Origin of the sequence: Kamptonema formosum PCC 10802 (genome assembly GCF_000332335.1) — a bacterium.
Classification (GTDB): Bacteria; Cyanobacteriota; Cyanobacteriia; order Cyanobacteriales; family Oscillatoriaceae; genus Oscillatoria.
This window is the reverse complement of record NZ_KB235948.1, coordinates 2,718,079-2,730,339: the sequence shown is the minus strand read 5'-3', so window position 1 is coordinate 2,730,339 and position 12,261 is coordinate 2,718,079. Positions and strand designations below refer to the sequence as shown.

Here is a 12,261-nt window from a genome sequence, read left to right as displayed (position 1 = left end):
CCAACTGCGAACCTTTGGGCTGAAGCCCAACTGCGAACCTTTGGGCTGAAGCCCAACTGCGAACCTTTGGGCTGAAGCCCAACTGCGAACCTTTGGGCTGAAGCCCAACTGCGAACCCTGAATCTCCCGCAACGAAGTATCTCTTAAGGTATACTTATGTGGCATCGCGTTTCGTCTCCGAGACGGACACCGCCACCGGCAGCCGGTCCGGTGACAGCCGGTTCCAGCCTAAAGAGCGGTAGCTTGCAGAGGGGTCAAGTTGGGGTGAAGTCGAAGGCACACGTTAGACTGTCCCAGAGAGAGGCATGGCAGAGGTTTATATTTCCCACTCGCACGAGGATCTGGAGTTCGTCAAAAAACTCTACGAAGCTTTCCAGCAACACAGCCGCGAGGTCTTCGCCAACTGGCAGAACACTCCGCTGACGCCGGAGTGGCGCAAAGACATGCTTGCCGGTATTGAAGCGGCAAACAATTTCATCTTCATTATCTCCCCCGATTCCGCTCCCGATGAAGCCTGTCAGGAAGAGATCGCTCACGCGCTCTACTGCCACAAACGGCTGATTCCGGTGATCTGCCGGCAGACTCCTCCCTCAAAGCTGCATCCCGCCCTTCTCGCTGTCAACCCGATTCCCTTTCCAGAAACTGAGGATTTCCACAGCGCCTTTTCTACCTTGCTCAGCGCTGTGGATGCCGACCAAAACTATGTCTGGGAACACACGCGCTTGCTGGTGCGGGCGTTGGAGTGGGACAGCGAAAAGCGCGACCCCAACTTTCTATTAAATGGTAAGGATCTAAAAGAAGCCGAGGGATGGCTAATCGAGAGCGAAGCCAAAGAGCCCTCCCCGACGCCACTGCAAATACAGTACATTACCGCCAGCGCCCGCGCCAAAATCAAGTTCCTGGGCGCAGGGCTCGCCGCTCTCGCTGGGGGCGGCTTGCTCACTGCCGTGCTGGCGGGACTGGCGTTTAGCCAGTACCAAGCCTCCCTCGCCAGCCGGCTCGACAGCAAACGGCAGCCCGCCGATGCGGAACAGCAGCGATCCCGAACCGGAGAAAACTACATCAGCGCCTTAAACACCCTGTCTCAAAACCGGCTGCAAGCCAACGACGGGCTGGAGGCGCTGCTGTGGGCGGTGAGAGCCACCAAACAGCTAAGCGTGCAAGCCGGCATCCCCCCAGCTGTTCGCGACCGGACTCTGCAAACCCTGGTGGTGGCAATCAACACAACCAGCGAGCGCAACCGGCTGGAAGGGCACACCGATACCGTCACTCAACTGAGCTTCTCCCCCGATGGCCAGCTGATTGCCTCTGCCAGTGAGGACAGCACGGCAAAAATCTGGGGCGCAGACGGCACACTGGAAGCAACGTTACCGCATCCGGACCGCGTGCGCTCTGTCGCCTGGTCGCCCGACGGGCAGACTTTAGCCACCGTCTGCGCCGACAGAACGGTGAAACTGTGGAATTCAGACGGCACTGAAATCAAAATCCTCCAGCGCGATGCGGATGTTTTAAATGTGGCGTTCAGTCCGGATGGGCAGCTGATAGCCGCCGGCACTGCAGACGGGCAGCTGATCCTGTGGGTTTCCGACGGCACGCCGGTGGCAAATATAGAAGCGCATGTCGGTGCTGTGACCGCCCTCAGTTTCAGCCCCGATGGGCGCACAATTGTTACCGGCGGCTCCGACAGGACCGTCAGGCTATGGAATACGAGCGGCAAGCTGGAAAAACTGCTGCAGGCGCATGACGGCAGAGTGCTTGAGGTGAGCTTTTCGCCGGATAGCAAAACAATTGCCTCAGCCAGCCGTGACGGTACGGTAAAGTTGTGGGATACTAATGGCACTCTCCTGCGGGTACTGGCTTCCCACACCAGCTGGGTGAATAGCGTCAGTTTCTCCCCCGACGGCAAGAATATTGCCACTGCCAGCGATGACAAAACGGTAAAACTGTGGGACACTGACGGCAATTTGCTGCAAACTTTTCTGGAAAACAGGGGCAGTGTGAAGAGCGTCCGGTTCTCGCCTAACGCCAAGCAGCCAGAAATCGCCAGTGCCGGTGCTGATAAAATTATTCGCCTTCGCAGTCTCAAGGGCGCGGTGCGCGATATCCTGCAAGGGCACACTGCCGGCGTCAAAAGTGCCAGTTTCAGCGCTGATGGGAAATTTCTCGCCACCGGCAGTGCGGACAGTATGGCGCTGGTTTGGCGGGTTTCCGACGGCACGCTGCGGCGAACGCTCAAGAGTGAAACCCCGGTCACAGATGTGAGTTTCTCGCCTGACGGGAAGCGGGTGGCGACTGCCGGTTATGACGGCAAGGTGCTGCTGTGGGACCTGCAGCGGGATGCGCCGGAAACCCTGCGAGGCCATTTTGCTGCGGTGAAGAGCGTCAGTTTCTCGCCGGATGGGGAAACGCTCGCCTCGGGGAGCGCTGACGGCACCGTGAAACTTTGGGGGGTGAATAGCCCGGATATAATCACTATCGAGGCGCACAAGGACGCTGAGGTGAATGATGTCACTTTTTCGCCAAATGGAGAGCTGATTGCGACTGCCGGCGGTGACAGCACGGTGAAACTCTGGCGCAGAGACGGCACGCCGGTGAAAACTTTTGTCGGGCACACGAATCGGGTCAATAGTGTCAGTTTCAGTCCGGATGGCAAGACGATTGCCTCTGCCGGTGCTGACAAAATCGTCAAACTCTGGAACCTGGATGGGACAGAACTGACCGCGATAAAAGGGTTTGCCGGTGGGGTTTGGCAGGTGAGCTTCAGTCGGGATGGCCAGATGATTGCCACGGTGGCTGAAGATGATACTGTGAAATTCTGGGATCTGGATGGCCAGTTGCTGGCGGCGCTGGAACACCACGGGGACTGGGTGTCGGCTGTCGCTTGGTCGCCTGATGGCCAAACCCTAGCATCCGCTTCCGCTGACAGCACCGCCATCCTCTGGAACCTTGAATCTATCTATGAAATGCGCCGCATGGCTCAAATGAATTCCGACAAGCTGCTCTCACGCGCCTGCAATTGGCTGCGCGACTACCTGAAGAACAACCCCAATGTCCCAGAAAGCGACCGGCTCCTGTGCGGCGGGATTGCCTACCGGCAGTGAACTTACGTTTGATTGCTTTTGATATTTTGCCGGCGCGAGCGGGTAAGAGTTACAGCAGGCAATCAATCCCGCTTAACTCCCCGCCCGCAAATCACAATCTATTCAATCGGATTGTCTGGCTGGTGGGAGCGCCTGTCGAAGCGAGGTATAGACGTAGGGCAGGCGTCCCGCCTGCCCTCAAGGACAGGCAAGATGCCGGTCCTGCGGGGCGTCAATCCACAGGGCCAGCCCTGAGAAAAGAATATTATTAAATTATATATTTCGGCGGTTTTGCGAAAATTAAGTCTGTTAATTTGAAGAAGTTAATGTTTAAATACATTTTGGCGTACCTGACAGGTTTCACGCTTCAACCGGCCAGGTGGAGAGCAGGAAGTTCAGAGAGACAAAAATCATGGCGCTGATAGTCCAAAAATACGGTGGCACCTCGGTTGGGTCAGTTGAGCGCATTCAAGCAGTGGCCCAGCGCGTTATTCAAACCGTTAAAGCCGGCAATTCCCTAGTGGTGGTGGTTTCCGCGATGGGGAAAACCACCGACGGGCTGGTCAAACTGGCCAAGGAGATTACCCCCACCCCCTCGCGGCGGGAAATGGACATGCTGCTGTCCACCGGCGAGCAAGTTTCTATCGCCCTGGTCAGCATGGCGCTGCAGGAACTGGGCCAGCCGGCGATTTCCATGACCGGCGCTCAAGTCGGCATCGTCACAGAAGCAGAACACACCCGCGCTCGGATTTTGCGCATCGAAACCGAGCGCATGGAGCGCCAGTTGCGCGAGGGGAAAGTCGTGGTGGTGGCGGGTTTCCAAGGCATCACCGCCAGCGAGGACTTAGAAATCACCACCCTGGGGCGCGGCGGTTCCGACACCTCTGCAGTCGCGCTCGCCGCCGCGTTGCGGGCTGACCTGTGCGAAATTTACACCGACGTACCGGGCATTTTAACCGCAGACCCGCGCCTGGTGCCTTCCGCCGAGCTGATGTCGGAGATTACCTGCGACGAAATGCTGGAATTGGCGAGCTTGGGCGCGAAGGTGCTGCACCCCCGCGCCGTAGAAATTGCCCGCAACTACGGCGTGCCCTTGGTGGTGCGCTCCAGCTGGACAGACGACCCGGGGACGAAGGTGATCTCACCGGCACGGGTGCCCCGCCCCCTGCAGGGTTTGGAAATTGTTCACCCGGTAGATGCGGTGGAGTTCGACACGGATCAAGCCAAGGTTTCCTTGCTGCGAGTGCCTGACCGACCGGGGGTCGCCGCCCGCCTTTTCGGGGAAATCGGGCGTCAAAACTTGAATGTGGACTTGATTATTCAGTCAATTCACGAGGGCAATAGCAATGACATTGCCTTTACGGTGACCAGGGACTCGCTCAATCAAGCGGAAGCTGTGGCGTCTGCCATTGCGCCGGCACTGCGCAGCCACTTCGACGCCGCACCGGAAGAAGCGGAGGTGATGGTGAAGCGGGAAATCGCTAAAGTTAGCATTGGCGGTGCCGGTATGATTGGGCGTCCGGGGGTGGCGGCGCAGATGTTCCAGAGCTTGGCACAGGCCGGTGTCAATATTCAAATGATTTCTACCTCGGAGGTGAAAGTCAGCTGCGCTATTGACGCCGAAGATTGCGATCGCGCCATTGCCGCGCTCTGCGAAACCTTTGACCTCAGCAGTTCGCCGGTGCAGATGAACCCTGCCGGTGTCCCCCTGTCCCCCGCCGACGAGCTCCCCCCGCCGGTGCGGGGGGTGGCGCTGGACAAAAACCAAGCCCGTCTGGCCATTCGCTATATTCCCGACCGGCCCGGGATGGCGGCCAAAGTGTTCGGACTGCTGGCCAAAAATAATATTAGCGTCGATACGATTATCCAGTCCCAGCGCTGCCGCATCATGAATGGCGTGGCGATGCGGGATATTGCCTTCACCGTGGCGCGACCTGACGCCGAGGACGCCCGCAAAGTGCTGGAACCTTTAGTCCGGGAGTTTGGCTCTAGTGAGCTGGTGGTTGACACTGCAGTGGCTAAAGTCAGCGTGGTGGGTGCCGGCATGATTCACTCCCCCGGCGTCGCGGCTCGCATGTTTGAAGCTCTGGCGAAGGAGAAAATCAACATTCAAATGATTGCCTCTTCGGAAATTAAGGTCAGCTGTGTGGTGGGCGAGGAAAGCGGGGTGCGAGCTTTGCAAGCGGTGCACGCCGCCTTCGGTTTGTCTGGCAGCAAAAAAATTGAGGTGCCGGTGTAATCGCGTGACACTCCTGTAATATCGCGTCAGGTTGATTGCCCATAATATCTCGATGGTGGGGCATGGGGCATGGGGCATCATCGCATTGGGTTCTGAGAGCGGTTAATCAACCCGACATGATATAGCGGTTCTAATTGAGAGCGGATTTTTTTCCCGCCGCCGTGAAGGAGCGCCAAGCCCAGTAGGGTGCGTTCCCCAAAGGAACGCACTCTACATTATAGCAGTATGCACTTAGGTTAGAACATTAGACCTTCAGGCTCGGCGGACGCCCCCCCTACGTCTATATAGCAGTATGCATTTAGGAAACGTACATTCCGGCCTCCCTTGCTCCTCCGCTCCCGAAGCTTCTATTGTTCTAATCAATATGACTGCTGCTAGAACTGTAGGGGCGGGCTGTAAAAAAATATTTCAGACACAGCAATGGGTATTAATAAACCCGCCCCCACCCAGCCAGATTATGAGTGATATAATTTAAGATAAACGCCATGAGTGATGGGCTAGAATATGAAATTCAACCGGCTCTTCTTCCGGCTGGCGGCGGCAGCGCTGACCGGCTCGCTGGCAGCGGCGAGCTGCGGGGGCGCTGCGGCTGAACTCGGAGTGCGCTTGGCGCAGGAGCCTAACTGCAACGATCCCCAAAACCAAGCGGAAATGAACGCCTGCGCCAGCTTGTCCTATCAGAATGCGGACAAAAAGCTAAATCAAGTGTACCAGCAGGTGCGCTCGAAGTTGCAAGGAGCGAACCGGGAGAAATTGACCTTGGCGCAGTTGGCGTGGATTGAGTTTCGAGATGGGAATTGCGCGTTTGCCAGAACCGAAGTTGAGGGGGGCTCGATGGAACCGATGATTTTTTCGGGGTGCCTTGCTGACATAACTAAAAAGCGCACGGCTTCTTTGGAGAGCTATAACCGGGGTCAGCTGCTACAGCCAGCGGGCAGGAGCTATCAGGAAGCAGACAGCAAGCTGAATCAAGTTTACAAGCAACTGCGCTCTAAAGTCTCCGCCGCACGCCGAACTAAACTGGAGACGGCACAACTGGCGTGGATAAAGTTTCGAGATGCAAACTGCCGGTTTGAAAGCACGCTGGCGCGGGCGGGTGAGAATCTTTGCCTGACGCGCCTGACTGAACAGCGCACCGGGGAATTGGAGAATTTTCTGGGGGGGATGGAAGGGCGGTAAGCGGGAGTGGCTGCCTCCGGTCTGGCCCTTTTCTGCTAGTGTGGGGGGAGAGCAAAAATTTAATCCCAGATTCTCCGGACAAAGTACGATAAAGTGATATAATACAGGGAGAGATTTGAGGAAGCCCCGTTGCCTAAATATGTCAAGCCCAAAGAAGTGGCAGGAGCCCAAGGAGTCAATGAGCGGACACTCCGCCGGTGGGAGGGAGATGGACGGATTGAGTCCATCAGAACCCCATCAGGACAGCGCCGCTACAACATCGAGTTCTATGTTGTCAAATCCGGCAGGGACAAAAGAAAAGTCGTTGCCTACGCCAGAGTCAGCGGTCGGGCCGGACAGTCCGACCTCAACCGGCTTTGAGCAGCACTCAGCAGCCTCTACCCGCAAGCAGAAATCGTCGCCGAAAAGCGCTGGCGCGCCGCTACGCTATCGGCGGCGGACTCAACTTCAAACGAAAAAAGCTGCAAGCCCTACTGGGACGAATTCTGTCAGGAGATGTCCGGCTGGTTGTCGTTGCCCACTTTGACAGATTGGCAAGGAAAGGCTTTGACCTGTTTCGATGGGTCTGCGAGCCAAACGGGTGTGAACTCGTGGTACTCAACGAAACAAGTCTCAGTCGGGATCGCGAAATGGTTGAGGATATCCTCGCCATTCTCCACGGCTACCGCTTCGCGGAAGCAAGCTACAGCTCCAAGCTCTACGGACTCCGAAAGTACAAAACTCAGGTCAAGAAAGCTGCGGATTTACCCAAGCTCGGAGCTTAATAAAACCTGGAGGAAATGGCTCGCAGCTTGCCGGTACTGCTACAACCAGGCTATTGCCTGCCAGCGGAGTGGCAAGCGACTCAGCAAGCTGAAATTGCGAAACGAAATCATGCAGGGCGACTTACCCCAATGGGTCAAAGAAACGCCGTGCCACATCCGGCAGAATGCAATCTTTGACGCTCACCTAGCCTTCAGCGCCAGCCCCGATGCTAAGTTTAGAAGCTGCCGCGATTCGTCTCAAGCCATTAAATTTAATGACAGCAATTTCTCTCAGGTAACCTGGTATCCAAAATTAACCAAGGGGCTTTCTTTTACCGCTGCTGAGCCAATCCCTATTTCTTGCAGTCAAGGAACCCAGCTAGTATTTGACAAGGGGAGGTGGTTTGCTGTTTTCCCCGAACTCGCCCAACTCAACCCCACCAAAGCGGATGGGATTATTGCGTTAGACCCGGGCGTGAGGACTTTCCTGACGGGCTTTGATGGGCGAAAATTCCTAGAGTTCGGCAGCGGGGATATTGGGCGCATCACCGCTCCTGACGGAGCCGCTACGCTAACGGTTGTGCCAGCACTTAGATGATTTGGTGAGCCGAACGGCAAAAGAACTCAGCAAGAAGCGGCGGCGAAGTATGAGACATGCCGCTCAGAGGATGCGAGTCAAAATTCGAGACTTGATAGATGAAGTCCACAAGCAGGTCGCACACTATCTAACCCGCAATTACCGTTTGATTTTTCTGCCTACCTTCGAGACTTCCGACATGGTTGCCAAGGTAAAGAGAAGAATCAAATCTAAAACGGCGAGAGCGATGCTGACATGGGCGCACTATCGGTTTAAGATGACTTTAAAGTATCAAGCCGAACTGACAGGAACCACCGTTTTGGATGTGACAGAAGAATTCACCAGCAAGACTTGCACTCGCTGTGGCCATGTCCACACCCGTTTAGGTGGTTCCAAAGTTTTCCACTGTCCCAGTTGCGGGTTTACGCTATCTCGGGACTGGAATGGCGCTTTCGGGATCTTCCTGAAAGCTTTGCGGGATACCGCCTCTATCACTTTTATCGGTGATAGTGCTATCGTTGCGTTGTCCGGGGTTATCCCAGGTAATGTCGCGTAAATGTATCAGATAGGATTAGCAAAGACATGTCTCAAACGCTAGAAAATTTAGCCGCGATTGATGAAAAGCTTTCCCAGCGTCACCTCGACCTCGACCCGGGCGGCTATTTTATCATTTATCTGGATCGGGAGGGGGGGTTAATTTGCGCTAAGCATTTCAGCAATGTGATTGACGAACGGGGGCTGGCTGTCGATCCTGAAACCGGCAAGGTGATTCCCGCACGGGGGAAGGTGGAGCGCACCCACACGCAGGTGTTCGCCGGCAGGACTGCTAAGGAACTTTGCGTTAAGATTTTTGAGGAAACTCAGCCCTGTCCCGTGACGCTGCTGGATCACGCAGCGTATCTGGGGCGGGAGTTTGTGCGGGCTGAGATCGGGCTGGTGAGTGGCGGCGAGTACGTGCAGGACTAGCCTGAAAAATTTTGATACCAGAAGTAGGTGAGCATCGGGATGACGGTGGCGGCAATTAACAGCACCACGACGACAGCCGTGGAGTTGCCGGTGTCGGTTTCTTCTGCGCTTTTGAAGGTGCTGTCCACGTTCAGGGTGTCGGCGACTTGGGGCGGGCCCGGGTCAGGCTGGCCCGACAGCACGGCTTGCAGGCGGGCGCTGGCGTCGGCGAAGGCCTGATTGTATTTGTTGCCCTGGCGCAGGGGCGCTTGCAGGGTTTCCGTTGCAATGCTGAGGGCGATCTCGTCGGACATCAGGCTCTTGACTCCCTCGCCGGTGCGGATGGCGGAGTTGTTGGTGAGGGTGTCCAGAACCAGCAGGGTTTGATTGGCTTGCGCTTCTGGGGTGGGGAACCATGTTTCAAACAGCTTGTTGGTGAAGCTGTCAATGGTTTCGCCGTAGTCGAGCCGGTGGATGGTGACGAACCTGACCTCATTGCCTGTTTTTTCGGCGAGCTTTTCCGAAACGCTGTCCAGCTGGTTTTCTGTACTGCGGCTGAGCACGTCATCAAAGTCGATTGTCCAGGCCGAGTCGCCGGCTTTCAGGGCGGGCATTTGATAGACGCCGGTGGCGTGTGCCGGTGGCGCGAACTGCGACGCGGCCAAAACAACCAGCGCGATTGACAAAATCAGGCGCGTGTGGTAACGCAACCTGCTGAAGATTTGCTGGAGGATAGGGTGCATGGGATGAGTCCTAAAAGCGATCATTTCCAAAAAATACTGCAGAAGTGGCCGAAAAACTCACGCTGGAGGGGGTGAGCGTGTTAGGGTAGGCGTAAAGGGCAGGTTACATGGGCGAAAAATCCTGACAAATTCTGGCACTTCGGGGATTGGGGTATGATAGTGTATGCCAACCCAGAGCGGTAATCCAGAGAAGTCAGGCAAAAAGCTGAAAACCACTTCCCTTGTGCGACTCTGGCATCCAAATCGCAGGTAGCGCTGCTCGATCTGCGTGCCGGTGACAAAAAAGGTAACTGTCCCACTTATCATGGTTTTAGGAGCGGCGGTCAGAAATTGGGGAGAGTAAGGCTATGAGCTCACCAGACGTTTACAATGGCTGGATAATTAAGGTGCAGCAAGTTTACTGTGTGGAGGTCTGGGACGAGAAGGGCAATCACCGGGTTCTAGTCCCAGAGGCGATCTCGGAACGGGATGCGCTCAAACAAGTCAAGCGCTGGATCGACCGGCAGAAAGGTTCCCCTGAACTTACGGGCAAGCCTGAAATCATTCGTCCCGATGACGAGCCTCCTTACGATGACATTCCATTTTGATGCAAGCACAGCGAGCTTTCGGCTTTGAGTTTTGAGTCAGGGAGCGCCGCACCCACAGCAGCGCACGCATCCGCCCGCTAACTTTGCCAGAGAGGATGTTTGTTTTGAGGGGGGTGAAGAGCAAGACCCGCACTCGCAGCCGGCAAATGTCCACACCCGTTTAGGTGGTTCCAAAGTTTTCCACTGTCCCAGTTGCGGGTTTATGCTATCGCAAAGACTGGAACGGCGATGCGTGGGATTTTCCTGAAAGCTTTGCGGGATACCGCCTCTATCACTTTTGCCGGGGATGCAGCAGCAGCCAGTTAGGGCACGGACATTAGATCGAGAGGGCACGGAGGGAACGCCTGCCCTACGCCTTTTATCCCTAGGCCACTAATGTCCTAACCAATATGACTGCTGCCATAGTGCTATCGCTATATTGGCCGGGGATGCCCGCAAATGCCGCGTAAATCTATAGCAGTATTCACTTAAGTTAGGACGGTAGGGCACGGAGGGAACGCCTGCCCTACGCCTTTTATCCCTAGGCCACTGATATCCAAACCAATATGACTGCTGCTATATCAGAGGTCCTGTTCCCTAACATCCTCAACTCCGATCCCCCCAAGTCCCCTGAACACGGGGGTTGCGGGGGGGAGAGCCACTTTTCCAGCGCCTGGCAACCTTTAAGATTTTTTTTATAGCAGTATGCACTTAGGTTAGAACATTAGACCTTCAGGGGGGGCGGGACGCCTGCCCTACGTCTATATAGCACCCTCTTCTGTCAAACTAGGGTGAAAGCCCAATCTGTCGCTGTCTGAAATCCCGCAAATTCGTCGAATTCACCCAAAGTGACAAAAGACGGATATAGCAGTATGCACTTAGGTTAGAACATTAGACCTTCAGTCCCGGCGGACGCCGTACCTACGTCTATATCCCAGTAGTAATATGGGTTAGGACAATAGGAGCAGGAGTGGGGGGTGCAAAAGAGGCCGAAATGTACGAACCTAAGTGCCTGCTGCTATAATAAACAAGCTCTCAAGGCCCGACTTAGCTGTTAGGCTTTTAATCTGCTTGTTATAGGAAGTAGGCAAATACGATAGAGCCGCATTCCCTGGCAGTGCCTGGGAACGAGGGATAGAGATGGATAGTGCAACTTAAATGCGCAAAACCTTAACTGGGCGCACTGGCCAAGGTGAGAGTTGGCCCCAGGGTTGATGCGCCCGGGAGTGGCCATTCGCCAAAGGGTGCCGGTGTCAGTGGGGAGTCACCAGTTCGTTATATTCTACCCAAAGAACACACTGCACCGGCTGGCAGGAATGGCTTGCAGGAACACTTGGGGGGATACGGATGAACATCGCAATTATCGGCTGTGGCTACGTTGGAACTGCTGTTGCCCGACTGTGGCGCAGTGCCGGTCATGTCGTGACGGCAACTACGACGAGGGAGGCGCGCGTCGCTGAACTGGAAAAGGTGGCGCAGCGCGTGGTGGTGGCGAGAGGGGATGACTCAGCCGCCTTGAAGGAAGCCGCAGAAAACCAGGATGTTGTGCTGTTGAGTGTTGGCGCAGCGAATGGCAGCGTATATCGGGAAACCTATCTGGAAACGGCAAAAAACCTGGTGGAGGTGCTAAAGCAAACTCCCAGCGTGCGGCATCTGCTTTACACCGGCAGCTATTCGGTGTATGGGGACAGGAATGGTGAGCCGGTGAGTGAAGAAACGCCGGTAGCGCCGGTCAATGAGAACGGTGAAATTTTGTGCGCGACGGAGCGAGTTCTGCTGGGGGCGGCGGGTGAAAACCTGCGGGTTTGCATCTTGCGCCTGGGAGGAATTTACGGTCCCGGTCGGGAGCTGGCCAAGATTTTCGGCAGGGTTGCCGGCACGACTCGCCCGGGTGCCGGTGACGATATCTCCAATTGGATTCACCTGGATGATATTGTTGGGGTTTTGGAGTTTGCCCGCCTGCATCAATGCCAAGGAATTTACAATTTGGTGAATGACACTCCGCTCACCCGCCGCGAATTGCTTGACCGGCTCTGCGCTCGTCACGGTTGGGAGAAGGTTTCGTGGAATCCTTCAGAGAAACAGGTTTTTCCTTATAACGCACTGGTGTCTAATCAGAAGATTAAGGCGGCGGGGTATCAGCTGATTTATCCGGAGACGATGCTGTGATGGGGCGCGGTGCCGGCTCA

Annotated in this window: 7 protein-coding genes and 4 pseudogenes; 9 read left to right on the top strand and 2 right to left on the bottom strand. The window is 55.7% G+C overall.

The features are described from left to right. Positions 1–154 precede the first annotated feature (154 nt). Positions 155–280 (bottom strand): hypothetical protein, encoded by a 126-nt coding sequence (locus OSC10802_RS55560; RefSeq protein ID WP_255349131.1) that lies wholly within the window; start codon positions 278–280, stop codon positions 155–157. A gap of 25 nt (positions 281–305) precedes the next feature. On the opposite strand from OSC10802_RS55560, the gene OSC10802_RS0111660 reads away from it, so the two are divergent. The 6 genes and pseudogenes from OSC10802_RS0111660 (at position 306) to OSC10802_RS0111635 (ending at position 8,784) form a co-directional block, all read left to right on the top strand. Then, the gene (locus tag OSC10802_RS0111660; RefSeq protein WP_017716945.1) at positions 306–3,101 is read left to right on the top strand and encodes a toll/interleukin-1 receptor domain-containing protein; all 2,796 of its coding nucleotides are present in this window, start codon (positions 306–308) and stop codon (positions 3,099–3,101) included. A 391-nt stretch (positions 3,102–3,492) separates the two neighbouring features. After that, positions 3,493–5,319, top strand: coding sequence for an aspartate kinase (locus tag OSC10802_RS0111655; RefSeq protein ID WP_017716944.1), 1,827 nt, complete (start codon positions 3,493–3,495; stop codon positions 5,317–5,319). A 504-nt stretch (positions 5,320–5,823) separates the two neighbouring features. Beyond that, positions 5,824–6,498: a lysozyme inhibitor LprI family protein gene (locus OSC10802_RS52825; RefSeq protein WP_017716943.1), complete on the top strand. Its 675-nt coding sequence runs from the start codon at positions 5,824–5,826 to the stop codon at positions 6,496–6,498. A gap of 129 nt (positions 6,499–6,627) precedes the next feature. After that, a pseudogene (locus OSC10802_RS47560) lies at positions 6,628–7,244 on the top strand (IS607 family transposase); the annotation flags it as partial. Positions 7,245–7,590: 346 nt separating this feature from the next. Continuing rightward, positions 7,591–8,374, top strand: a pseudogene (locus OSC10802_RS56415) (RNA-guided endonuclease InsQ/TnpB family protein). A gap of 26 nt (positions 8,375–8,400) precedes the next feature. Further along, complete coding sequence (locus OSC10802_RS0111635) at positions 8,401–8,784, top strand: DUF4346 domain-containing protein (protein WP_017716941.1); 384 nt, start codon at positions 8,401–8,403, stop codon at positions 8,782–8,784. Here the strand turns inward: OSC10802_RS0111635 and psb32 are convergent. Beyond that, positions 8,781–9,506: a photosystem II repair protein Psb32 gene (gene psb32 / locus OSC10802_RS0111630; protein WP_017716940.1), complete on the bottom strand. Its 726-nt coding sequence runs from the start codon at positions 9,504–9,506 to the stop codon at positions 8,781–8,783. The two genes, OSC10802_RS0111635 and psb32, sit on opposite strands and share 4 nt — an antisense overlap. Positions 9,507–9,853: 347 nt before the next feature. On the opposite strand from psb32, the gene OSC10802_RS39795 reads away from it, so the two are divergent. The 3 genes and pseudogenes from OSC10802_RS39795 to OSC10802_RS0111620 form a co-directional block, all read left to right on the top strand. Then, entirely contained in the window at positions 9,854–10,093 is a 240-nt protein-coding gene (locus tag OSC10802_RS39795) for a hypothetical protein (protein ID WP_017716939.1), read from the top strand. Positions 10,094–10,238: 145 nt separating this feature from the next. Continuing rightward, positions 10,239–10,399: pseudogene (locus tag OSC10802_RS54295) on the top strand (transposase family protein); the annotation flags it as partial. Between the two features lie 999 nt (positions 10,400–11,398). Next, a pseudogene (locus tag OSC10802_RS0111620) lies at positions 11,399–12,241 on the top strand (SDR family oxidoreductase); the annotation flags it as partial. Between the last annotated feature and the right edge of the window lie 20 nt (positions 12,242–12,261).

What these genes read in the sequence shown, in the direction of transcription:
- OSC10802_RS0111660 (WP_017716945.1), top strand. Translation starts at nt 306, where the DNA reads ATGGCAGAGGTTTATATTTCCCACTCGCACGAGGATCTGGAGTTCGTC.
- OSC10802_RS0111655 (WP_017716944.1), top strand. Translation starts at nt 3,493, where the DNA reads ATGGCGCTGATAGTCCAAAAATACGGTGGCACCTCGGTTGGGTCAGTT.
- OSC10802_RS52825 (WP_017716943.1), top strand. Translation starts at nt 5,824, where the DNA reads ATGAAATTCAACCGGCTCTTCTTCCGGCTGGCGGCGGCAGCGCTGACC.
- OSC10802_RS0111635 (WP_017716941.1), top strand. Translation starts at nt 8,401, where the DNA reads ATGTCTCAAACGCTAGAAAATTTAGCCGCGATTGATGAAAAGCTTTCC.
- psb32 (WP_017716940.1), bottom strand. Translation starts at nt 9,506, where the DNA reads ATGCACCCTATCCTCCAGCAAATCTTCAGCAGGTTGCGTTACCACACG.
- OSC10802_RS39795 (WP_017716939.1), top strand. Translation starts at nt 9,854, where the DNA reads ATGAGCTCACCAGACGTTTACAATGGCTGGATAATTAAGGTGCAGCAA.